Genomic DNA, 24212 nt, shown 5'->3' on the forward strand with positions numbered 1-24212 from the left:
AGATATTGCATAGTTTTCTTGACAAAGCAAATACTGTCAGGGAAATGAACAGGTACCTAGGAGAATTATGAAAAACGGTTTTTCTTTCGCACAAGTGGTCGTCATCCTCATGCTCTCAAACGGTCTTATGAATCATGTCATCGTCATCCCTATGATGCTAGATGTAGCCAAAAGGGACGCGTGGATTTCTGTCCTTCTGTCAGGTGCGCTTTATCTGCTCTGGATCGGAATCCTCTATTTTGTCTATCAAAAAACGCAGAAGGATCACCTTCTACGTTGGATAAAGGACCGATTTGGATCCGTCGTGTACGTGCCGATTGCTCTCTTGCTCTCGCTCTATTGCTTTTTGAATGCCACCGTGACGATGGAGGATACGGTAACGTGGATTAGCCTGTCGTTTGCTCCGGAGACGCCCATTTTTGTCCACTCCATTATTTTTGCGAGCCTCTGTCTAGTGAACGCCTTGCTGGGCATTCGGTCCATTGCCATGATGTCCAGCATCCTTCTGCCGGTAGTGGTCGTTTTGGGCTTTTTCGTCATGACCACCAATTTCCAGCACAAAGATTACAGCTTCCTTTTGCCGATCATGGAAAATGGCTTCTCTCCGGTGTCACAAGGCATGCTCTACGCGGGAGGCGGCTTTGCTGAAATGATTTTATTCCTTCTTCTGCAGCACCATTTGAAGACCAAGATTTCTTATCTGCAGATGATTCTGCTCGGGGTTACGATGATCGGGCTAACACTGGGTCCAACCATTGGCGCCATTGTGGAGTTCGGCCCCATGGAGGCTGCGAAACTGCGCTATCCCGCATACGAAGAGTGGCGACTAGCCAATATCGGACTGTATATCGAGCATTTGGATTTCCTCAGTATTTTCCAGTGGTTCAGCGGTGCGTTTATCCGTGTATCGCTCTTTCACTACCTGATTGTCGAATTACTCATGATACCCCTAGGTACACGACGCAAATGGTGGCTCTTCGGCCTGTTCAGCCTCTCTACGGTTATTTCTGTGCTTCCGTTGAGTGACATCCTGTTTTATCGTCTGCTTTCTTCTTATTTTCTGCCCTCTCTATTCATGATCGCCTTGTTTCTTTCCATCGTGCTCGCTTTTCTGACAGCCCTCGCTCACAGGAGGAAACATCATGAAGAATCCTAGGTTTCAAAAGGTGAAAGGTCTCTCTCCAGCTGTTTCAGGACAAAAGGATCCCACAGATATAGACGAGCTCTCCCTTTTTGCATTCAAAGATTTGTTTGATGACTGCTACGATGTTGTCATCGAAGAAGATGTCCTCCTGCCCTCGGCACCCGATATTCGCCTGCACCTCCTTTATGCCAGCTGTCTATGCGATCTGGATAACATCAGCGAATACCTCATGCCACAACTGACAGAGCTATTTTCAACGATACCTATCCAGACAGCCGAGGATCTCGAGGAGCACCATCTGTTTTTCATGACCAAGCTCACTTCTCCTACCAATATTGACTTGATCGTCAGACAGGTCTTCTCGGGAAATTTGCTTTTGTTCTTTGAGAATCTCCAAGCTGTCTACTATATTGAGACCGGCAATGCCCCCAAACGCGAGCCTGAGGAACCGAATTCCGACGTATCCATACGCGGTCCGCGCGACGGCTTTACGGAAGAAGTCAGCACCAATCTCGCCTTGATCCGCAAGCGTTTGAAGACGTATCAGCTGAAGTATGTTCCGTATATCATCGGTACCCATACGCATACCTGTGTCGGACTTTTATATCTCAAGGATCAAATCGACCCACTGCTCTTAGAGGAAATCAAAGACAAGATCGACTCGCTGCACAGCAAAGGAATTATCAGCGGGCTTCAAGCGGAGGAACAGCTGTCAAGCACCCCTTTTACGCTTTTGCCGGAATACCAGTACACAGGCAGACCGGATTACGTATGCACGGCCTTGCTCAAGGGCCGGTTTGCCTTGTTAATCGACGGCTCTCCCAGTGCGCTGGTCGGGCCCGTCAACTTCTCCATGCTGCTGAACGCCGCAGAGGATACGAATACCTCCGTATTTACGGTCGTATTTGTTCGCATCATTCGCATGGTGAGCGTAGTCATGGCCTTGTTCTTGCCTGGCTTCTGGGTAGCGCTCGTCACCTACCACCACGACCAGCTCCCCTATACGCTCATCGCGACGATCATCATGTCGCGCCAAGGCGTTCCTCTGCCAGCTGCTCTGGAAGTACTGCTGATGGTGCTCTTGTTTGATCTGTTTAAAGAAGCAGGGCTGCGCCTGCCGCTTGCGATCGGGCAAACACTCTCTGTTGTCGGTGGACTCATTGTCGGTCAGGCAGCGATTTCTGCAGGACTGACTTCATCGGGAAGCCTAGTGATCGTCGCTCTCTCCGTCATGGCTACTTTTACCCTGACGAACCAGCATGTCGTTGGTTCGATCAGCATCTTGCGGATCATCATTCTGCTTATTTGTTCGCTGCTCGGCATGTTTGGCTACATGATGGCTCTTTTGGGGACTGTTCTGTACTTCGTGAACAAGCGTTCCTTTGGCTTGTATTATTTGAGCCCGATCACCCCAACCTACTGGTCCGACCTGCTTCGGATGCTATTTCGTACGCCTTGGCGCAAGGTAGAAAGCCGCCCCCAAATGCTGGATGATCCTGCTCGAAACGAGGTGCAGGAATAGGCATGCTTCCCCTGCGCCTGGTCATTGTCCTATTGCTATCATCGTTTCTTATGGGCGGCTGCTGGAATGCGCGGGAAATCGAGACGATGAATTACATCAATGCGCTCGGCGTGGACTATGTAAACAACAAAGTCGTCGTCCACGCCCAAATCCTCAGCTTTACCAATATCGCCAAAATGGAGGCAGGCGGTCAGCAAACACCGGAAACAGTGGCTACCGTCAAGGGAGAGGGAGAGAATTTTTTGACTGCCGTATTTCAGATTTACCCCTCCTCCCAGCAACGCTTGACCTGGAGCCATATGAGGGCACTCGTGTTTACGGAGGAGGCGATCCGCCATGGTCTGGTGGATCAAGTCTTGGATGAAATGGACCGCTACTACGAGTTTCGCTACACCCTGTGGGCCTACTCTACACACGAAGCGATGGATGAGCTTTTCCATGCCAAACCGCTTTTTCACATTTCCGTCCTCTACTCGCAATTAACCGATCCAGGGGACATTTTTGAGCAAAACTCCGTGAATCAGCCCATCAAACTGTATCGCTTTATTTCTTACTACAAAGAAAAAAATCGGACACTCTATCTCCCGACTCTTGCGCTGGACAGATCACGCTGGACGCAGGGAAATAATTCAACGGTCAAGCTCGTAGGCAACGGCGCCTGTATCATGCAAAATCAAAAGCTGTCCGCCTGCTGGTCCCGAAAGGAGCTTCTCGCCGCACGCTGGGTCAACCCAGATATCACTCGTACCCTTATCAGCGTCAAAAAAAATAACAAGCTCCTCGCCAATACGCTCCTAACCAAGCCACAGGTGACCATCGCCCCGATCTTCCATGGCGGTGTTCCGACGTTCACCGTTCAGGTCTCCTACACGGGATTCATTTCCCAGCTCGGCCAAACCGGACCTGTGGAAGAAATCGCTAGAGAAGTGGAAAAAACGATCGCGACGGACATCAAAAGCCTTTTTGAGAAAGGGCTGAAGCAAAACATCGACACGCTGCAGCTCGGTCATACCCTCTACCGGAAGAATCCACAGGTATGGAAGCGATACGCCGTTCAAGACCGCCTGCCACTCACGCCCGCATCCCTGGAATCAGTGATCGTCAACGTCTCGATCGAAAATGGCGGCCTGGCTAAGGTCAAGCAAAAGCGCAAACAAAAATAATTAAAGAAGGAGCGAGGGAATAGTCCCCCGCTCCTTTTGCACAACTACATCTGCCTACAGGACGTAACCGCCCGCTTCAATGACGCGGTCCGCAATCTCCCGTTTCAGATGTACAGTATTGACTGGTGTACGTCGTGTCAGCTTTTTCAAAATAGACAGTCGCAGACGCAGGTCGTCTCCTTCTTCCATAGCGGCAAGTGCTTCTTTTGCCCAAGCCTCTACGCGATCAAACGCCTCCTGTACATACCCGACAGTCAGATCCAGCTTTTGCTGTTCGTTTTCCAGCCCGCCCGCTGCAATTGCTTTTTCCGTACGCTTCACGACGCTGTCCATTGCGTACAGCTCGATCAGCATGTCTGCCGCGAATGCCAGCAGCTCCTGCTCTTTGGAGATCGCTTGCTGGTACTTCATCAGCGCAGAGCCTGCCACCATCAGGATGATTTTGCGCGTCATATCGAGCAGGTGCTTCTCGGCAGCCAATGGCGCATCCTCGATTTCCTGCGGATAATAGCTCATCAGCTCCTGCTGCAGAGTCGCCGCCGCTTGCAGCAGTGGCAGCTCGCCCTTCATCGCCTTTTTCACCAGCGTATCTGGGATCAGCAGGCGGTTGATTTCATTGGTTCCTTCGAAAATGCGGTTAATCCGGGAATCGCGATACATGTTTTCAATTTCATACTCGGACATGAAGCCGTATCCACCGTGGATCTGGACGCCCTCATCCACGCAGTAGTCCAGCACCTCTGTAGCGAACACTTTGTTGATAGAGCACTCAATCGCATAATCAGCGATCGCCTTCGCTACTTCCTGGCCTTCGTCTACCTTTTCCCCCAACCGGCTCAAAGCGGTGTCGAACATCCCTACAGTGCGGTATACGGAGCTTTCCGCCGCATAGGTTTTCAGCGCCATGTTCGCCAGCTTGTTTTTGATCAAGGTAAAGTTGGCGATCGGAGTCTTGAACTGCTTGCGATCTTTTGCATAGCTCGTCGCGATGCTCAAAGCATGCTTCGCCGAACCAACTGCACCGACCGCCAGCTTGTAGCGTCCTACGTTCAAGATGTTAAAAGCGATGACATGACCTCTGCCTACTTCACCCAGCACGTTTTCCACTGGAACGGCTACGTCTTGCAAAATAACCGTGCGGGTCGAGGAGCTCTTGATTCCCATTTTCTTTTCTTCGGCACCAAAGGAAACACCCGGGAATGTCCGCTCTACGATAAAGGCAGTAAATTTCTCCCCATCGACTTTCGCATACACGATGAACACGTCCGCGAAGCCTGCATTCGTAATCCACTGCTTCTCACCGTTGAGAAGGTAATGCGTGCCGTCAGCCGACAGAGTCGCCGTCGTTTTTGCCCCCAGAGCGTCCGAGCCGGAGCCTGGCTCTGTCAGGCAATACGCAGCGATGCGAGCACCAGAAGCGAGGTCTGGCAGATAGCGCCGCTTTTGATCGTCATTCCCGAAGTAAACGATCGGCAAAGAACCAATTCCGACGTGCGCCCCATAGCTGAGTGCAAATCCACGAGCCAGCGCGAACTTCTCCGTCACCAGTGCGGTGCTCACTTTATCCAGTCCGAGCCCCTCGTATTTCTCAGGCACATCGCCCGCTAAAAGTCCCAGCTCTCCTGCTTCCTTCAACAGACGTACAGAGATATCAAAATGGTGGTTCTCCAGCTCTTCTAGATGCGGGCGCACTTCGTTGTGGATGAAGTCCTCAGTCGTCTTGGCGATCATCTTTTGCTCTTCGGTATACTCTTCTGGAACAAACACATCATCTGCCGAACCTGCATCAATCAGAAAGCTTCCACCACGGATCAATTCTTTTGTATCTGCCATTTGCAACCCCGCTCCTTTATGAAATGTTAGGGTAATTGAATCATTTACAGCATTTCGAAAACGCCTGCCGCACCCATACCGCCGCCGACACACATGGTGACGACACCGTATTTGCCGCCCCGACGCTTCAGTTCGTTCAAGATGGAGATCGTCAGCTTCGTTCCCGTGCACCCCATCGGATGACCCAGAGCGATTGCCCCTCCATTGACATTGACCTTCTCCGGATCCAGCCCCAGCTCGCGAATGACTGCTACAGCCTGAGAAGCAAACGCTTCGTTCAGTTCAAAGAGATCGATATCCTCGAGGCGAAGGCCAGCCATTTTCAGGGCTTTCGGGATCGCCACGATCGGGCCAATTCCCATCACGTCAGGGTCCACTCCCCCTACTGTGAAGGAGCGGAACTTGGCAATCGGCGAAGCTCCCAGCTCTTCAGCCTTCTCGGCGGACATGACCAGCACCGCGGCAGCTCCGTCACTCGTTTGCGAAGAGTTTCCTGCCGTTACGGACCCTTGGACGTGAAACACTGGCTTCAGCTTCGCCAGCGCTTCCACGGACGTATCCGGGCGAGGACCTTCGTCGATCTGAAATACGCTTTCTTTTATTTGCAGGTTGCCTGCTGCATCAAAGGAATGCTGCTTAACGGTAAGCGGGACGATCTCCTCCTGGAACTTGCCAGAAGCAATCGCCGCCGCTGCTCGCTGATGGCTGACCACCGAAAAAGCATCCTGATCTTCTCTGGTTACGTTGTACCGTTTGGCTACTTCCTCAGCCGTATGGCCCATACCCATGTATGCTTCCGGCATCATCTCCACCAACGTAGGATTGAGGGCGACCTTGTGCCCGACCATCGGGATCAGACTCATGCTTTCGATCCCACCAGCCACCAGTATATCTGCACCGCCGGAAATGATCTGCTGGGCGGCATAGGCAATACTTTGCAACCCGGATGAGCAAAACCGGTTGATGGTAATACCCGGTACACTTGTCGGCAGACCTGCGCGTAGACTGACGAGACGCGCCATATTCATGCCTAGCTCTGCTTCCGGTGTAGCCGTTCCCATGATGACGTCCTCGATATCCTCCGCCTTCACCTGGGGAACGCGGCGCAGCAAGTCGCTGATGACCGCTCCCCCCATATCTACCGGATGTACGTCCTTTAAGCTGCCCCGCTTTGCTCTGCCAATGGCAGTGCGGGCACCTGCAACGATCACTGCTTCTCGCATCGTATTTTGCCTCCTTCAGCCTTATCAAACTACCTGCCCTATCCGGGATTAGTTGCGCAAAGGTTTGTTTTTGGTCAGCATGTGCTGCATCCGCTGCTGGGATTTTTGCGTTTTGATCAATTCCAAAAACGCCTGCTTTTCCAGCCCCAAAATATAGTCCTCCGTCACTTCTGTACCCGCAGGCAAGCTGCCTCCAGACATGACATACGCGATCTTGCTCAGGATCAACTCATCGTGGTCGGACAGATATCCACTCTTTTTCATGGCGTAAATGTTCTGACGAAGGGTCGCGTAGCCCGTTTCCCCGATGACGCGAATCTTGCGTGGGGATGGTGGTGTATAGCCTTCGCGATCCATCTCGAGCACGAGCTGCTTGGCGTCGTACAGCAGATGATCCGGATTGATGCTGATTCGATCCGTTGGTCGCAAATAGCCCAGGTTGATCGCATCCTGGCCGCTGGTCGATACTTTTGCCATCGCAATGGTTTCAAATGCTTTTGCGACAAACGGGAACGAATCCACTGCTATGCTGCCACCCTCTGGTACGTTTTCCATGGCGCGGAACAGCATCTCCTTCGTTCCGCCGCCTCCTGGCAAGAGCCCTACTCCTACCTCTACCAAACCGAGGTAGGTCTCCGCAGATGCCTGCACTCTGTCTGCCAGATAGACCACTTCTACACCGCCGCCCAAGGTCATCGCATAGGGAGCGGCTACTACAGGACGGTGCATGTAGCGCAGAGAGCGAGCTGCCTTGTGGAAATTGGTTACCAGCATATCAAGCTCCAGCCAGTTTTCGTCCTGTGCTTCCATCAGAGCCATCGCCAGATTCATCCCGACGCAGAAGTTTTTCCCTTGGTTCGCGATGACGAGGCCGAGGAAGTTTTTCTGCACTTCTTCTGCTGCGATATGTGCCATTTGCAAAACATCCATGCCAAGCGCATTGTTCGGAGAGGTGAATTCCAGGCAAGCCACGCCGTCTCCCAAATCCACCAGCGCAGCCCCGGCATTTTTCCGAATGAGCTTGCCCTGCTCCTTCAGCGCCGCGAGGTCAATGACTTCTTTTTTCTGCGGGATATCTTTGTAAACGCCTCCAACAAAGAACGCTGCCAGTCGTCCCTCGTTCTTTTGATAGAAGGAAGTTTTGCCGCTCGCAAGCAGCTCTTCTACGAGAGCCGGAATCTGCTCGCCTTCTTCTCTCATGCGGGCGACCGATTTCTCTACCCCGATCGCATCCCACGTTTCAAACGGTCCCAACTCCCAGCCAAAACCCCATTTCATCGCTTGGTCGACTGCCACGATGTCATCTGCGATTTCATGTGCTTTTTCTGCGGAGTACAGCAAGACCTTTTTGAATACGTTCCAGACGAATTCACTGCCTTTGTCCTTGCCGTACGCCAGCGTCTTCAGCTTATCCGGCAGCGATTTGGCTGTTTTCGCCGCATCGAGGGATGGGAACTTCGGCTTGACACTGGGCCGATACTCCAGCGATTGGATGTCCAGCGCCTGAATTTCTTTGCCCTGCGCAGACTTGACTTGCTTGAAAAAGCCTTGGCCCGCTTTTTGACCGATCCAGCGCTTCTCCACCATTTGCAAGACGAACGGCGGTACTTCAAATACTGCCCTTTCTTGCTCGTCGCTGCTTTTGTTCTTCACATTGTTTGCCACATGCACATAGGTGTCGAGTCCGACGACATCCAAGGTACGGAAGGTCGCGCTCTTCGGACGTCCAATCACAGGGCCGGTGAGAGCATCCACCTCATCAACGCCCAAGCCCAGGCGAACGAGCTCGTGAATCGAGACTTGAAGCCCGTATGTACCGATGCGATTGGCGATGAAATTGGGGGTATCTTTACACAGTACGGTCCCTTTTCCGAGAACGCGCTCACCAAAGCTCATCAGGAAATCCACAACGGCTGGGTCTGTCTCATCGCCCGGAATGATTTCCAAAAGCTTCAGATAGCGGGGCGGATTGAAGAAATGGGTACCGCAAAAGTGCTTGCGAAAATCGTCCGATCTGCCTGCTGCCATCTCATTGATGGAGACTCCAGACGTATTGGAGGTGATAATCGTGCCTGGCTTGCGATGGGCTTCCACCTGAGCGAACACACTTTTCTTCACTTCCAGGTTTTCTACCACGACTTCAATGATCCAATCCACCTCGGCTAAGAGCGGCAGATGGTCTTCGAAGTTTCCTACTGTAATCAGATCGAGACTCTTTTTATCGTAGAACGGGGTCGGTTTATCCTTCAAAAGCCGATCCTTGCCAGATTGGGCGATGCGGTTTTTCACAACCGGGTCTGTCAGTGCCAGCCCCTTTTTACTCTCATCAGCCGTCAATTCACGCGGTACAATGTCCAGCAAATAAGTAGGAATCCCGACGTTGGCTAGGTGCGCTGCAATGCCTGCTCCCATCACGCCAGAACCCAAAACGGCCGCCTTGCGAATTTTGCGTTCCATCTCCATATCCTCCTCCATACAAAAAATAGTGCTTCTGCATATACCCAATTTTCAGACAGGCAGAGTATTCTTATAACTTCTCCCTTTCCATAGATATTCCTGTCAGCAGAGTCTCATGTATTCAATTGAATGAATACTCATTCAGTAAGGGAGAGTAAAAAAGAACATTCCTCTCTAGACATACCCTTTCTGCCTGTAGAGGCTTGCTCACCCACGACTGAACCATTGTTCATTTTTATTGTAATCGAAAATTCTGTCATTTGCAATTATGTGGACGCGGAAAAAAGGACACCCGCTTGGCGGATGCCCTCCCTCGTTACTTTTGAACAGCTCCAACTGCTGCTATTTTTCTACCGTACGTACTCGTCGGATCCGGATCCAGTCGATACTCGACCTGATAGCTTCCGTTCAAGCCGTATTTGTACTCTGCTGTTAGCCAAAGCTTTCTTGCGTCCGTGTCATCAGATCTGACGGACACATTGACGAGCTCCTCGATCGCAGGTACTCGCTGCAGCTTACCCATGCTAGTGAGTGCGGCGGGCGTGTAGAATTTGAGCAGCTTTGCCTGATTTTTGGTTTCAAAGGCGAGATTTGCTGCCCGCAAGAAGGTTGTCGCCACTTTCTGCTGCGGGTTGCCTTTTGCCTCAAATTGAAGCAGTGCCTGCGTTTTGTAATAGTCGAGCAGGCGCTTCATGACGACCGCATACTCTGCGCGCGTCAGGGCTTTCTCTGGCTGAAACGCCGTTGGTGACGCGAACAGGTTGAAGCCGCGAATCGCTGTGGCATAAGGTGAGTATGTATCCCGGTAGTAGCTGTCCTGCTTCCATTCATAGTAGCTGGTGAAGAATGAAGCTGCATCCTGCGGACGGATGTTGGCAGACCGGTAAATTTGCGGTGTAAGCATGTGGAAGAGAATGACGCTCGCTTCTTCCCGAGACATTGGCTGCTGGAGTGCGGAAGCAGAGAGCCACCAATCTTGGCTTTGCTTCTCCGGCTTTTTGATCAGCTGTCCCTGAGAGGAGAGGTACAGATAATACAGCATTCTGTCTCCTGGATCGTAATCGCCGGTTATTCCCCTCTCAATCTGCAGCTGTGCACTCATGTTGGTCAGCAGCTGCTCGATTTCCCAGCGCGGATGATACCGGTAATCGATGTTGGGTTTGCGAGCCGGCTTTGCGATCGGGCCGTAGACATACTCGTAAACCCGATTCATCATCGCGATAGCCTCGCCACGCGAGATGGGGCTATTGGGGTAAAACAGCTGCTTCGCGTTCCCTTTCACGATGCCTATGCTCGCTAACTCCTGGATAGACGATTTCGCCCAGTGGCCGTTGATGTCGGTGAACACCGTTGCCGCTGACGCATTGCCTACAAACATACTCTGTGCCAGTAGCACAACCATGAGAATTCCAATGACGATATGTTTTCTCATATCCGCGGTTAACTCCTTCCCCTAGTGACCTCTTATTTGGCTCCCTTTTAGTCTATTCACTTCATTCTGCCAAATATGAACTTCCAAATCCATCCTTAATTTCTTTCTTCACAGATCCTTTTTCACCCTGCACCCCTATTTTGTATCGGAAGGAAAGAGCCTGTGTTTTAGCCTTTCGCAAAATAGAAAACTTGGCTCCGCCAAGCTTTGCGGTGGAGCCATAGTTGCACTTATACTGGCTAAGAATCTTATAAATTCTTACTGTACAAAAAACCGCCCTTCGTTGCGAAGAGCGGCTTCTTACAAGCTACCTGTCTTTTTTACCCCTCCATTTTTTCCAGCCAGGATGGACCCTTTCTCAGCAAAAGCCGGAACAGAAAGAGATCCGCCAGCACGAAAAGGACGAAAAGTCCCACGCCCATTTGAAGCAAGGACGCTTCTAGCGAAAAGGCCAGCACGATGCAAAGCGCTGCAGTCACCATCCCCATCAGCATGGAGAATAGCGGATTTAGGTTTTGCTTGACCGCTTCCTGCTCAGAGCCCCACTCCAGCTTGGGCATTTGCATATCGAGGATCAGCCCCAGCAAGTTGACAAACAGGATACCGGGAATACCTACGACCACAGCCAGAATGATAAAAAGCGAAGGCAGCTGGATAAACCACGCCGCCTCTGCCACCAGGAGCGCCATGCTAATCACACTGAGCAGCGTTCCCGGAATCAGTTTGGCTACGAGCAGCTGCCCGGCTGGAATCGGCAAGGTTTTGCTCAGAAAGATGCCTTGCCCTTCCCGCGTGATAGCCGTGATCGAGGTGCTATTCGTGCTGGCCATTACGACAAAGGCCGAAAAAGCGACGACCAAGCTGATTCCCCCCATATGCCCGCCTTGCAGCCAACCACTCAGTGATGCCAGAAGTTCCGCACTGTCTTGACGGCTGAGCAAAGGGACTAAACCGAATAGCGGAAAGAAAATGCTGGACAGAGCACAGTTCATGAAAAATGCGGGTGTCCGCCAGAGAACTTTCCATTCTTTATCCGCATACGCCAGCCACATCGGTCTAGGTCTGATCCCTTTTTGAAACGTCGCTTCATCGATTTTCTTGCGTTTTGCCCTTGACTCGCTGATACCCATCACACCCGAGAAATACAGGCGATTTCCCACCCATAAAAACAAGAGCAGTCCAGCGACGGCTATGGCGAAAAAGCCGAGAAGATTAGCGAAGCCGCTCCAGGTGCTGCTCTCCAGAATAGCGAGTGCCCCCAGCTTACTAGCTGGAAAAAGCTTTGTCACGATCCCCAATAGACCTTGCTCTCCCGCTGCGATCATTTGCTGGAGCTGCTCGACGCTGCTATCTGTGCCACTGGTCTGACGCTGAACGAAAGCCTGAAACCCGAGTCCCCCCGCTATGGCGATGAGCCCGCCCAGCAAACGAAAGCGATCCTTGTATTTGCCGATATTCGTATAGCGCATGAATACCATGACAAGCAAAATGGCAAGCGTGAGCGGAATGACTGGCAGCGCCACGAATACGAGCAGCGCGAAAAGATAGTAGAGAAAGCCTCCGCCGCTTTTTACTCCATAGGTGATGAAGATAGGTGCGATCATCGTGAGCGCTGTCAAATACTCGTAAAGGAGGGCGACCAGAAACTTCGCACCGAGAATTTCTCCAGGAGCTATCGGCATTGGTAGAAAATGCTCCACATCCTGTGAAAAGTAAAAGACGCTCAAGACATAAACAATGCCCAGCAGAAATATGGCAAGCGAGGTGCCCGCTATGCCGAGTCCGAGCAATGCCCCCTCCTGGCCGATCTGCGCCAATCCATCATACAGACCTGCTACAAAGACGACCAAAGCCGCCATTAACGGAATCAGGCCGACCCCGATCGCCAGAAGGATCAGGAGGGTCTTCCATCCGCTTCCCTTTTTGGACCCCAAAGAGGAACCCGCGTTTTTCAGCATGATTTTGGTGAGAAGCAGAACTTTATTCATGTTTGGTCAACTCCAGGAACAAGCTTTCCAAAGAATGATTGGACTGAAAATGTTGCTGCATTTCTGGAAACGTTCCACAGAACAAAATCTTCCCTTTGTTGATAATGGCGACCCGGTCGCACAGCTTCTCCGCTACCTCCAAAACGTGCGTAGAAAAGAAGACCGTTCTCCCACTATCCGCATGTTCACGCATCATTTCTTTTAACGTAAAGGACGACTTGGGATCCAGCCCTGTCAGCGGTTCATCCAAAATCCAGACCTCCGGATGATGAACCAGCACACCCATGATCATGATTTTTTGCCGCATGCCATGCGAGAAGCTTTGGATCGTATCACCTAGCGCATCCGACATGTCGAAGCGCTTGGCCAGCTGTTGAATCCGTTCTTTTCGGAGCTGCTGCGGCACTTCGTAAATATCCGCCATGAAGCTGAGGTACTCCAGCCCTTTTAACCGTAAAAACAGATCTGGACTGTCGGGCACATAGCCAAATTGCCGTTTGGCCTCCAAGGTATCTGTCGCGATATTTTTGCCATTGATCGTGATCTCACCGGCATCCGGCCGAATGATCCCCGTCACCATTTTGATTGTCGTCGTTTTTCCAGCTCCATTTGGCCCCAGAAAGCCAAAAATCTCTCCTTTTGGGACGTCCAAATTCAATTGATCGACCGCTTTGATCGTTCCGTTGTAGCTTTTCGTCACACCTCGCAGTTGAATCATCCTGTCCCTCCTTTGTAGCTTTGGCTGCTTATCGACTTTTTCCTTATGCTTCCATGCATTCCTCTAACTATACGGTCAAAAGCTAGGAAAGGTTGCGGGCGGATCGATGGTAGCAGGACCATTGGGCGTTATGAAAAAGAGCCGCCGGTATCTCCCGACAGCTCATTTGGCTCAGCTTAAATCTGTTCTTCTCCTACGTTTGCGGGACAAAGCTGCCATCACGCAGCATCGTCAACTCCCCCATAATAAAGGCGAGATCGTCGGAGTCGCCGATGCTTCCATTTTCATCCAACGCTTCCAATCTACGAAGCAGCGTGTTGGCAAAATCTTGGATTTGCACAGGATGTGCTTCAATGTCGGCATCGTCTAAAACGTCAAAGCTGGTCAGTGCTTCCAGATGCGTAATGATGCGGAAACCGCCAATCTCTCCCAACAGCTCCGGTTTGTTCACTTTTGATTTTTCCAATTTTTGCAGCATGGAGAGCACGTCGTTCGCTACAATGCTGGGAAATGCAACCTGGTAAATATTGCGATTTTTTGCTTCATCCGCCTTGATGATCAAGATATCAATTCCATCCGGCTTTTTTGCCTTTTTTCCAAATCCAAACATATATTTCCACCTCAATTATTTCGGTCTGCACAACTCTCTTCATGATAGACATAATCGCACGCAGAGACAACCCCTATCCTCTTTCCTTTTTTCCTGTCCCGATCAGGCAGCGGCTTCGCTTATTGGATGCGGAAAATGTTTACACGTCTATCCCTGGGCAATCGCACGCACGCTAAAGGAAAAGCCAGTTACAAAAGGGGATGCACCTATGAACAGCTGGAAAAAATGGATATACCTTCTTTCGTGTCTTTGCCTTCTCGTCGGATGCTCCTCGCCTTCCAAAGAGGAAAAGGCAAAAACACAGAGCAAGCCCCCCAAGCAATCCGCCATTCAAAAGCTGGGTGACAACAAAATGGATGTCGTTCTGTTTTTGAATCGCGCCGAGCATGCACTCGAGGAAGTCTATTACGCAGCCGCAGACAACGCCAAGGGAAAGGCTGTTCACGAAGACGGCATCACGTACCGGGAGCTGCCGAAACGCTTTGACAGCAAAGACAAAATCGTCGGCTATTTCTCCAAGTTCTGGAGCAAGCCACTTGCGGAAGCGATGTATGATAACATGTCCACCAAGCTCGCCAAAGACAAAGTCTACGTAGCGATCCCGAAAACCGATTATCCCGTCCTGATCTCTGTCCGCAATACGACGGTCGAAAAGACGAACGGCGTGCTGCGAGTCACGATCGAGGATGTGGCTCCTGCGGCCTTTGCGACGGATCGCATCCTGCGCTACCAGTTGGTTCGCGACGAGAAAACAAAGCGCTACGAGATCAAATCCAGAGTCGGTGCATATGGCAGTGAACAATTTCAATAATCCCCTTGACATTTCCGTAGCAACAAGCGAATAATATTAAATTAATAAGCACATAGTGATCGGCAATGACGGGGAACAGTAAAACCGCCCTTCAGGTCCAGAGAGTGAAATCCACCGGCTGAGAGGTTTCGCGCATGAATCGGTTTGAACCCACCCCAGAGCATCCAGGGACGACCTGGACAGGTTTCTTTCACCTGTTATCAAAGAAAGAAAGCCGGACGTTCAATGGCTGGAGCATGCATCCACGCCTGTAACGTCAAGTAAGGTGGTACCGCGGAGGTCTATGCCCTTTCGTCCTTATCAAAGAGACGAAAGGGCTTTTTTATTTTGTAACGATGAATGTCTGCGAATCAGGAGGAACGAGAAATGAAAAAGGGCAAAATGCGGTTGGTCGTAAAAGTGGGAAGCAGCTCTCTGGCAGCTACAGAAGGCGGTGTCGATCGAAACAAGATGACACTGCTCGTTTCGGCTGTGAGTGCGCTTCGGGAAGCGGGACATCAAGTGGTGCTGGTCTCTTCGGGCGCTGTCGCCAGCGGATACCAAAGTCTCGGCTATCAGCAACGACCCCGTACCCTCGCTGCCAAGCAAGCGGCTGCAGCCATCGGGCAAAGTCTGTTGATGCAAACCTATACCCAAATGTTTGCTGCTCACCGCTTCAGCGTGGCACAAATCCTCCTGACCCGGAGCGACTTTTCTCATCGCGAGCGTTATCAGCACGCTTTTCAAACACTGTCGCTTCTGCTGGATAAAAACATCCTGCCGATCATCAACGAGAATGACACGGTTTCCGTAGCCGAGCTGACCTTTGGGGACAACGATATGCTAGGCGCATTGGTGGCTGGACTCGTTCACGCCGACCTCTATCTGATCCTCACAGACACAGACGGGTTGTATGACAAGGATCCGCGATGCAATCCCGATGCCAAACGCATTTCCTGGCTGTCGGAAGTGACAGAGGAAGTCGAAGCACTCGCGGGCGGAGCCTCCCAGCTCGGAACAGGCGGCATGCGCTCCAAGCTGATCGCCGCAAGGACTGCACAAGGCTTGGGGATCCCAAGCTTTATCGGAAAATTGAATCAACCCTCCGATCTGCTCGAGGTACTCCATGGAGGGGGCAACGGAACCTATGTCAGTTACTCCCCGGAAGCACCAGCGGCCAGCGGTTTGCCAACGCGCAAGCAATGGATTGCTCTTCACTCCCCGATCCGCGGTTCAATCACCATCGACAGCGGCGCAGCGGAAGCCGTTTTGAAAAAAAGAAGCAGCCTGCTCCTAGCCGGTGTGCGGGATGTCGCTGGGGACTTTGAACAAAACGAGGTCATCGAGGTGTACTGCGACGGTTCCTTAATCGGTCGCGGGGTCAGCCGTTTTGCTGCAGAAGAGCTGCTCGATTACTTATCGCCTGCCGGCTCACCGCGACGCAGCGGTACTGTAATCCACCGCGATCAATGGACGGAGACAATCTGAAGAAAACACACGAGAGACCTGGCTGGATCCAGGCGTAATACAGAAAGAAAAAAATAAAGGAGCTGGGGAAACCATGGAAAGCTTGAAAACAAAAGTGCTGGAACAAATATCACTGGCAAAGCAGGCCTCTCGACAAATGGCCATGCTGAGCCGCGCAGAAAAAGACAACGCTCTCTCCCTGATCGCAGAGCAGCTTCTGGCGGATCAGTCCGCTATCCTCACCGCAAACGAAAAAGACATCGCCAAAGCTGTGGCCGATGGTCAGCCTGAGTCTTACCTCGATCGCCTGCGCCTGACACCTGCACGGATTGGGGAATTGGCCAGCGGGCTGCATCAGCTGATAAAGCTCGACGACCCAGTCGGTCAGCTCATGGATCGCTGGACCCGTCCAAACGGTCTCGTCATGGAGCAAATCCGCGTTCCTCTCGGCGTCATCGGAATGGTCTACGAAGCTCGTCCCAATGTCACGATCGATGCAGCTGCCATTGCTTTGAAAACAGGAAACAGTATTGTACTTCGCGGCAGCTACAGCGCTGTTCAGAGCAACCTGGCTCTGACCGCCAGCATTCGCACAGCCTTGGCCGCAAGTGATCTGCCCCTCGAGGCGGTTCAATACCTCCCTTACGAAGAGCATGCTTCCGTCGATATCTTGTGTACAGCAACCGGTCTGATTGATGTCATCATCCCTCGCGGAGGAGCTGGACTTATCCAGCGTGTCCTGCAGAAATCCAGCGTTCCTGTACTCGAAACGGGCATCGGCAACTGCCACATCTTCGTCGATTACAACGCTGTGTACGACATGGCAGAAGCGATCGTGATCAACGCCAAAACGACTCGTCCAGCTGTATGCAATGCCGCTGAGACCCTGCTTCTGCATCGGAACTGGCCCCTTGCCGAGCAAAAGGCGCTGCTCCAAAAGCTGCTCGCAGCTGGCGTAGAATTGCGTGCCTGCGATCAGACGAGAGCCGCACATGCAGAGCTGGCTTCTGAGCTAAAAGAAGCAGTCGAACAGGATTGGGATACGGAATACTCTTCTCTCATCATGGCCGTGCGTACGGTCGACAGCTTGACGGACGCTCTGGAGCACATCGCCCGCCACAGCACCGGACATTCCGAGGCCATCATCACCGAGGACAGTGAATCTATGTCGCGCTTTTTGGCGGCTGTCGACGCGACTACTGTCTATCACAATGCTTCGACTCGCTTTACTGATGGTGGTGAATTTGGGTTTGGGGCAGAAATCGGCATCAGCACCCAGAAGCTGCATGCTCGTGGTCCCATGGGCCTGCCTGCTTTGACCTCGTATAAATACGTCGTACGTGGAACCGGACAGATCCGCTAGTCCAACAGGAGGGAATCAACCATGAATACACAAGCAGCATGTTCCATTGAAGGACGGATTGGCTTTCTCGGCGCGGGCTCTATTGTGGAGGCCATGCTGTCCGGTATCTTGAAAAAAGGGCTCCTCTCCTCTGACCGCATCTATGTGACCAATCGGAGCAACTCCGAGCGGCTGGATCACCTCGCCGGGACATATGGCGTGAACACGACACATGATAAATTTGAAGTCATCTCCGCATCGGACATCTTGATTCTGGCGATGAAACCGAAAGATTCGGGTGAAGCACTCAAAGAACTGCGCGGCGCCGTCCACGAAGGTCAATTGGTGATCTCCGTCATCGCAGGCGTCTCCACCACCCTGATCGGAGAATGGCTCGGCGTCAACTGCCCAATCATTCGAACCATGCCCAATACTTCCTCGGCAGTCGGCTTGTCTGCAACGGGGATCGCGGCCAACCATTCCGTCACAGAAGAACAGCTTCAGCTCGCCACCCATCTCTTTGAGGCGATCGGTACCGTCTATTCCGTCGCAGAAGAAGAGCTGGATATCGTCACAGGACTATCCGGCAGCGGCCCTGCTTATGTCTACTACCTCGTAGAGGCGATGATGGGCGCTGGCGCGACAGCGGGTCTGGATCGTGAAATGGCTCGTCAGCTGACGCTGCAAACGGTGCTTGGTGCAGCTCACATGCTGATGGACACCCGTGAAGATCCCGCTATCCTGCGCAAAAAAGTAACCAGTCCTGGCGGGACGACCCAAGCTGGAATGGAAGTGCTGGAATCGTATCGCTTCCAGGAAGCTGTTACTTCCGCCATCCTCCGCGCTTCTGAACGTTCACGGGAAATGGGTGCCGAATACCGATAGCTTTTTGCAGACCAGCCCGTCATGTATACTAGGAGGACAGGACTGCATCTACGAAGGAGGTATCCCATGGAAATCTACGCCTTGTACGGAACTAGCGGAACAGGGAAAAGCTCCAGCGCTCTGGAGCTGGCTCACCGAATGAACATCGATGCCATCATTGACGACGGAATCCTTATTTACCAAGGTCGCAAGGTGGCCGGGACCTCCGCCAAATACGAAAAGACCAAAATCCAGGCAGTGAAACGGGCTATTTTCCATTACGAGGAGCATGCTACTGACGTTCGCCGCATGCTGCAGCAGCTCCTGCCCAATCGCATTCTCATCCTCGGTACTTCGCGCCGAATGATTGAACGGATCGTGGAAGCCCTGGAATTGACTTCGCCCATCGAATATATTCCGATTGAGTCCATCAAGCCTCCGCAAGAGATCGAGGCTGCCCGTTACGTGCGGGAAACGATGGGCAAGCACGTGATCCCCATCCCTCGCGTTGAGGTGGAAAAAGATTTCTTGCAGCGTCTTGTCGCTTCTGCTCAACAAATTTTTTCTTCCAAAAAAGAAGTCATCGGGGAAACGACCGTGGTGCATCCCCCTTTTACAGGTGGTCGCATCGTCATTCACCCACAGGTTCTGCGCAAGATTGTCGAAGGCACCTGCACGTATTTTAAGGAAGTCCACCACATTCAAAAGACAGAGTACACCTTTGAGGATTTGCCTCGCCTGCAAGTGACTCTTTCACTAAAGCTCTCTTATGGAACAGACATCCCCGCTTTAGCCAAAGACATCCAGCAAGCCTTGTACAATGAAGCCAGCTACTGCCTCAACATCGCACCAGCAAGCATTGACCTGAAGATTGCGGGTCTGGAATTTGCCAGTGTATAAAAGGAATCCTTTCGATCCGGCCTGAAAAATGCCGGGTCTTTTTTTGCCTGTAATCCACAGCGGTTACTTCCGCGACTCTTGATCATCCTAAACGTGTATCCCCCACATGAAAGGAGAAGTCTGATGCAAACCATCATGTCTTCCGCGCCTTTGAAGCAAGTTCCGATTCCCGAGCCGCCACAAGTCATTACGACAAAGGACATGAGCTATATAAAGGACGCCTTGTCATGGGAGCTGGATGCCTTTAAAAAGCTGCATGCCTTTGCCCAGATGGCAACGGACCCAGAAGCCAAGCAATGCCTGGACAAAGTGGGACGCATGCACCAGATGCACTACCAAAAATTGCTGACCCATTTGCAAAACAACAACGCCACGATCATGTCGACCATCCCACAGACCCAATCCCAGCAGCAGCAACCCCAAATGCAATAAGGGAGGAATCCGGATGCCAAATCAAAACCAGATCGCCAATCCGCAGTCAGGGCAGCTGCCACAGGTAAAAGGTCCGCAGATGAATGACCGGGACTATCTCAACGATTGTCTTGCTACGTGCAAATATTTGGCGGACGGCCTAAATATTGCCGCGTGGGAAGCGAGTCACCAGCAGCTGCACCAGGATTTCCTGCAGATCTTGAATGAAACGCATCAGAGTGCGCGGGAAACCTACGAGCTTATGTTCCGCAAGGGCTGGTACAAGCTGGAAGCAGCCGAGCAGCAAAAGCTGCAGCAGGCTTATCAGCAGTTTAGCGGTTACTCTACACAGTTTCCGTATCATTGATCAAAAGCAGAGGCATGGTAAGTCAAGGGGCATCCGAAGCTGGATGCCCCTTGCTTACTCTTGCAGCAAACGCGCCAATATTAACAAGGCCCGTTCCAGCTGATCCTCATCTGCATACGCGTAAGATAGGCGCAAATGGTGGCTGTCGGACTGATCGTATACATAGCCTGGGTTGAGCAGTAGCCCTGCTGCGAGTGCTTTGTTGAACAGCGCGCGCATCGAACCGGGACGGCGCAGGCGCAGCCAAATATAAAATCCCCCTGTCGGAACTTGCCAGTCAGCCAGCTCGGAGAACCACCGATTCAAAAGTTCGAGAACATGATCTCTCCTGCCTCGCAGGGCTTGGCGTATAGCCGTCATATGCGCTGCGTATTTCCCTGAAGATAGCCATTTGGCTGCTACCCAAGCGGACAGGCTGCTCGCCCCGTAATCGGTTTGCATTTTTACATCTGCCAAGCGCTCAATGACAGGTTCTGGCCCGACGATCCAGCCGATCCGAAGCCCCGGACTGAGCGTTTTGGACAAGCTGCCCAAATAAAGCACCTGACCGTTGGAATCCATCGATTTCAGCGGGAGCGGACCCGGCTCATCGAACCACAGCTCCCCGTACACATCGTCCTCCAAAATCGGCAAGCGCTCCCGAATACAGGCAGCCAGAACTTCCTCTCTCCTGCGCTGTGTCATGAGTATCCCCGTAGGATTGTGATAAGTCGGAATCGTGTAAAGCAGCGCCGCATGGTGGTTATGCTTTTGTTTGGCCAATGCGTCCCCTCGAATCCCCTCTTGGTCCATCTGTACCCCCACCAGTCGCATGCCGGAAGACTGAAACAGCGGAAGCGAGTACAAATACGATGGCTGTTCCACCAGAATCGTGGAGCCTTGCTGCAGGATTCCTTGCGAGAGTAATTGCAGGGCCTGCAGCGCACCTGAGACCACGAGGATCGACGCTGGCGATGCCTCTATCCCCCGCGTTCGCAAATACTTGCTGATTTCCTGACGCAGCGGCAAAAGCCCTTTTGGCTCTGCATAGCCGAGCTGTGCCATTTCCCCTCGCATCCCCGCCAGGATCTCTTCCATTTGCGCCATTGGCAGCAGCTGAGGGGAAAGCTCCCCTGTACCCAGGCGGATGTAGCTTGGATCTGGCTCATATCGATTGATGTCCTGAATCGTCGGAGTATTGGACGGGTGGCTGCTGGCCTTGACGTAGCCTAGCCAGTCAGGAGGAGGCGTAGGCTTTAGGAGCGACCATGTATTGTTGCTCACCCTCGTCCCGCTGCCCACAGTCGACTCAATCAATCCCTCTGCCTTCAGCTCCTCCAGCGCGGTCACAACGGTACTGCGATTGACTTCAAATGCCAAAGCGAGCGCTCTTTGCGTCGGTAATTTACTGTGAACAGGCCAGTCGCCTGAAGCGATTTTCCCTTTCATATAAGCCACAATCTGCAAATAGATCGGGATGTCTACGGCTTTGTCCGGCTTCCAATCCATCGTCAGCACGCTGTTCCTCCCCTTCCTTTTCCCCATTGTACAAAATTGGTTGGCCTAAGAGTAAACCAATTGGCTGAAGACATTTTCCTTTGACCCCTTCATAATGAACGAAGCGAATTGAATCAAGGAGGAACATCACGTGTTGGAAGCGATTTTGCATGGACTGGTCCTTTCGTTCGGACTTATTTTGCCGCTTGGCGCTCAAAATGTATTTGTGTTCAATCAAGGAGCGATGCAGCCCTCGCTGTGGCGCGCCCTGCCTGTCGTGGTCACTGCCGCTGTCTGTGATTCCCTTTTGATTTTACTCGCCGTATTTGGCGTCTCGCTCGTTGTGCTGGGCGTGGCATGGCTGAAAATGGTTCTTTATATCGTCGGGGTATGCTTTTTGCTGTACATGGGCTATTTGACATGGCGCACTCGCCCCGCTGTGGATTCCAGGGAGGCTAAGCGCTTTTCTCCCAAACGCCAGGTGATGTTCGCCGCATCCGTATCGCTGCTCAACCCTCATGCGATCCTCGATACAATCGGCGTCATCGGTACCAGCTCTCTTTCTTACAGCGGAGCGGATAAATGGGGATTTACGCTCGCGTGCATAATGGTTTCGTGCCTCTGGTTCTGCAGCCTGTGTCTTGCCGGGCGCATGGCAGGTCGTTTGGATCCTTCCGGAAGGCTGCTGGGTGTCCTGAACAAGGTGTCTGCCATCATCATGTGGGCGGTTGCCCTCTACATGGCATGGTCGATCTTTTTCTTCTAAACGTCTGTCTGGTGAATAATCCGCACCTCCTCCAAACAAAATACTCCTAGTTGGATTTATAAGCGGAGGTTTGCCATGCTTTTTACCAAGACAGATGCCTTGCTGGAAGACCTATATGAAATCGCCAAGAATGTACATGAATCAGCCGTTTATTTCAATGAATATAAGATCTCGTCCATGGAGACGCTGAAGACCTTTTCCGAGACCATGAAGGATTACGAATCCAAAGGAGACAAGCTGATTCACGAGATCATCATCCGAATCAACAAAACGTTTATTACCGCAATTGAACGCGAAGATGTCATGGAGCTGGCCGTTCGTCTCGACGATGTGCTGGACGGATTGGAGACCTGCTCGTCCCGCCTGTACATGTACGACATCATGGAGCCGGACGAAACGATGGTGAAATTCGGACAAATCATTGAAGACTCTTCCCAGCAAATTTTGCTTGCCATGGATCTGCTGCGTCATCAGAAGCTGTCGGAGATGCGGGAGTACATCATCCGCATCAACGATCTGGAAAGTACGGGAGACGAGCTGGTACGCCGGAGCATTCGCGAGCTTTTCCATTCCTCTACAGATCCCATTCACATCATCCAGCTCAAAGAGATCTACGAGGTGCTGGAAGGAGTCATGGACCACTGTGAAGACGTCGCTGACGCGATGGAGACAGTCATCATGAGCAATACATAAATCCAAGGAGACACTGCCCATGCACACGAGCCTTCCCTTCATCGTCGCCGTCGTTGTGTTAGCCGTTTCCTTTGACTTTATCAACGGCTTTCATGACACGGCGAATGCGATTGCGACGACCGTATCTACCAAGGCGCTGCCACCCCGCATCGCCATCGTCATGGCAGCTGTCATGAACTTCATCGGTGCGCTAGCCTTCACAGGTGTCGCTAAGACGATCGGGGGCAAAATCGCTGATCCAGCCAAGCTGGAATACGGCGTACTGATCGTAATCGCTGCTTTGCTGGCCTCGATCTTTTGGAATCTCGTCACCTGGTGGTACGGGATTCCCAGCAGCTCCTCTCATGCGCTCATCGGTTCTGTTGTCGGAGCCGTTTTCATATCGGCGGGTGGAAGCACGATCAATTGGAGCGGTTTTCGAGAAATCTTCGAGGCACTCATTCTATCCCCGGTCATCGCATTACTTGGTGGCTACTTGCTTATGAATATCTTTTACTTCCTGTTCCGTAAAATTCCGACGCCTCCATCCAAGGTCAACCGACGCTTCCGTTACTTTCAGATCCTCACAGCTGCCCTCCAATCTTTCACACACGGAACAAACGACGCACAAAAGGCGATGGGCATCATCGTCTTTGCACTGGTAGCCGCCGATATTCAATCGGATGCGAATACGATCCCCTTTTGGGTTCAGCTCATCTGTGCCATCTCCATGGGGCTGGGCACCTCCGTAGGCGGCTGGAGGATTATTAAAACGGTAGGCGGCAAAATCACCAAAATCGAGCCCATTAACGGAGCAACAGCCGACATTACCTCTTCTTCCATCATCTTTACGTTTACGCAGCTGGGCCTGCCGGTAAGCTCCACGCATGTCATATCATCCGCGATCATGGGAGTCGGTGCAGCCAAGCGATTAAAGGGAGTCAACTGGGGAATCGCCAAACGGATTGTCATTACCTGGTTCATCACCCTCCCGATCTCTGCTGTGATCTCAGCGATCATCTACAGTATTTTGCAGCTGTTCTTTTAACACGCAGCGTCATAGAAAA

The 24212-nt window shown here is 52.0% G+C and carries 21 protein-coding genes; 13 read left to right on the plus strand and 8 right to left on the minus strand.

The annotated features are described in order from the left end of the window. Positions 1–67: 67 nt before the first annotated feature. Genes ACLIN2_RS25405 through ACLIN2_RS25415 form a run of 3 tightly spaced genes read left to right on the plus strand, consistent with a single transcriptional unit; the run spans position 68 to position 3829 of the window. Complete coding sequence (locus tag ACLIN2_RS25405) at positions 68–1156, plus strand: GerAB/ArcD/ProY family transporter (protein WP_411502498.1); 1089 nt, start codon at positions 68–70, stop codon at positions 1154–1156. Further along, on the plus strand, positions 1143–2666 hold the full coding sequence (locus tag ACLIN2_RS25410) for a spore germination protein (RefSeq protein ID WP_411502499.1): 1524 nt from the start codon (positions 1143–1145) through the stop codon (positions 2664–2666). Before ACLIN2_RS25405 ends, ACLIN2_RS25410 begins: the two co-directional genes overlap by 14 nt. Before the next feature lie 2 nt (positions 2667–2668). After that, complete coding sequence (locus ACLIN2_RS25415) at positions 2669–3829, plus strand: Ger(x)C family spore germination protein (protein ID WP_411502500.1); 1161 nt, start codon at positions 2669–2671, stop codon at positions 3827–3829. A gap of 54 nt (positions 3830–3883) precedes the next feature. Here ACLIN2_RS25415 and ACLIN2_RS25420 read toward each other — a convergent pair whose 3' ends face one another. From ACLIN2_RS25420 to ACLIN2_RS25450, 7 genes are all read right to left on the minus strand, one after another. Beyond that, entirely contained in the window at positions 3884–5662 is a 1779-nt protein-coding gene (locus ACLIN2_RS25420) for an acyl-CoA dehydrogenase family protein (RefSeq protein ID WP_411502501.1), read from the minus strand. 44 nt (positions 5663–5706) lie between these two features. After that, positions 5707–6885 carry an acetyl-CoA C-acyltransferase gene (locus tag ACLIN2_RS25425; protein ID WP_328210733.1) on the minus strand — a complete coding sequence of 393 codons (1179 nt, stop codon included), beginning with the start codon at positions 6883–6885 and terminating at the stop codon, positions 5707–5709. Positions 6886–6933: 48 nt separating this feature from the next. Further along, positions 6934–9342, minus strand: coding sequence for a 3-hydroxyacyl-CoA dehydrogenase/enoyl-CoA hydratase family protein (locus ACLIN2_RS25430; protein WP_411502502.1), 2409 nt, complete (start codon positions 9340–9342; stop codon positions 6934–6936). Between the two features lie 316 nt (positions 9343–9658). Beyond that, a complete protein-coding gene (locus tag ACLIN2_RS25435; RefSeq protein ID WP_411502503.1) occupies positions 9659–10774 on the minus strand; it encodes an S-layer homology domain-containing protein in 1116 nt (371 codons plus the stop codon). A gap of 320 nt (positions 10775–11094) precedes the next feature. After that, positions 11095–12762, minus strand: coding sequence for a putative ABC transporter permease subunit (locus ACLIN2_RS25440; protein WP_411502504.1), 1668 nt, complete (start codon positions 12760–12762; stop codon positions 11095–11097). Further along, positions 12755–13480 (minus strand): ABC transporter ATP-binding protein, encoded by a 726-nt coding sequence (locus tag ACLIN2_RS25445; protein WP_411502505.1) that lies wholly within the window; start codon positions 13478–13480, stop codon positions 12755–12757. Before ACLIN2_RS25445 ends, ACLIN2_RS25440 begins: the two co-directional genes overlap by 8 nt. Before the next feature lie 193 nt (positions 13481–13673). Next, complete coding sequence (locus ACLIN2_RS25450) at positions 13674–14090, minus strand: hypothetical protein (protein ID WP_092273214.1); 417 nt, start codon at positions 14088–14090, stop codon at positions 13674–13676. Positions 14091–14298: 208 nt separating this feature from the next. On the opposite strand from ACLIN2_RS25450, the gene ACLIN2_RS25455 reads away from it, so the two are divergent. The 7 genes from ACLIN2_RS25455 to ACLIN2_RS25485 all read left to right on the plus strand — a co-directional run bounded on the left by ACLIN2_RS25455 (position 14299) and on the right by ACLIN2_RS25485 (position 20231). Continuing rightward, positions 14299–14901, plus strand: coding sequence for a hypothetical protein (locus ACLIN2_RS25455; protein ID WP_328202111.1), 603 nt, complete (start codon positions 14299–14301; stop codon positions 14899–14901). Between the two features lie 366 nt (positions 14902–15267). After that, a complete protein-coding gene (proB, locus tag ACLIN2_RS25460; protein ID WP_092273208.1) occupies positions 15268–16368 on the plus strand; it encodes a glutamate 5-kinase in 1101 nt (366 codons plus the stop codon). Between the two features lie 37 nt (positions 16369–16405). After that, positions 16406–17710 (plus strand): glutamate-5-semialdehyde dehydrogenase, encoded by a 1305-nt coding sequence (locus ACLIN2_RS25465; RefSeq protein ID WP_411504596.1) that lies wholly within the window; start codon positions 16406–16408, stop codon positions 17708–17710. Between the two features lie 21 nt (positions 17711–17731). Continuing rightward, positions 17732–18574 carry a pyrroline-5-carboxylate reductase gene (gene proC, locus ACLIN2_RS25470; protein ID WP_411502506.1) on the plus strand — a complete coding sequence of 281 codons (843 nt, stop codon included), beginning with the start codon at positions 17732–17734 and terminating at the stop codon, positions 18572–18574. A gap of 66 nt (positions 18575–18640) precedes the next feature. Continuing rightward, a complete protein-coding gene (locus tag ACLIN2_RS25475) occupies positions 18641–19453 on the plus strand; it encodes a hypothetical protein (protein WP_092273199.1) in 813 nt (270 codons plus the stop codon). Between the two features lie 123 nt (positions 19454–19576). Then, positions 19577–19885, plus strand: coding sequence for a ferritin-like domain-containing protein (locus ACLIN2_RS25480; RefSeq protein ID WP_411502507.1), 309 nt, complete (start codon positions 19577–19579; stop codon positions 19883–19885). A gap of 13 nt (positions 19886–19898) precedes the next feature. Beyond that, a complete protein-coding gene (locus ACLIN2_RS25485) occupies positions 19899–20231 on the plus strand; it encodes a spore coat protein (protein ID WP_122923637.1) in 333 nt (110 codons plus the stop codon). Positions 20232–20285: 54 nt separating this feature from the next. On the opposite strand, the gene ACLIN2_RS25490 is transcribed toward ACLIN2_RS25485, so the two are convergent. After that, positions 20286–21728: a PLP-dependent aminotransferase family protein gene (locus ACLIN2_RS25490; protein ID WP_411502508.1), complete on the minus strand. Its 1443-nt coding sequence runs from the start codon at positions 21726–21728 to the stop codon at positions 20286–20288. Between the two features lie 130 nt (positions 21729–21858). On the opposite strand from ACLIN2_RS25490, the gene ACLIN2_RS25495 reads away from it, so the two are divergent. From ACLIN2_RS25495 to ACLIN2_RS25505, 3 genes are all read left to right on the plus strand, one after another. Then, positions 21859–22473, plus strand: a complete 615-nt coding sequence (locus ACLIN2_RS25495; RefSeq protein ID WP_092273186.1) for a LysE/ArgO family amino acid transporter — start codon at positions 21859–21861, stop codon at positions 22471–22473. A gap of 75 nt (positions 22474–22548) precedes the next feature. Further along, positions 22549–23166 carry a DUF47 domain-containing protein gene (locus ACLIN2_RS25500; RefSeq protein ID WP_092273183.1) on the plus strand — a complete coding sequence of 206 codons (618 nt, stop codon included), beginning with the start codon at positions 22549–22551 and terminating at the stop codon, positions 23164–23166. A gap of 19 nt (positions 23167–23185) precedes the next feature. Next, entirely contained in the window at positions 23186–24193 is a 1008-nt protein-coding gene (locus tag ACLIN2_RS25505) for an inorganic phosphate transporter (RefSeq protein WP_092273180.1), read from the plus strand. Positions 24194–24212 lie beyond the last annotated feature (19 nt).

This window comes from Brevibacillus centrosporus (assembly GCF_046622605.1).
Classification (GTDB): domain Bacteria; phylum Bacillota; class Bacilli; order Brevibacillales; family Brevibacillaceae; genus Brevibacillus; species Brevibacillus centrosporus.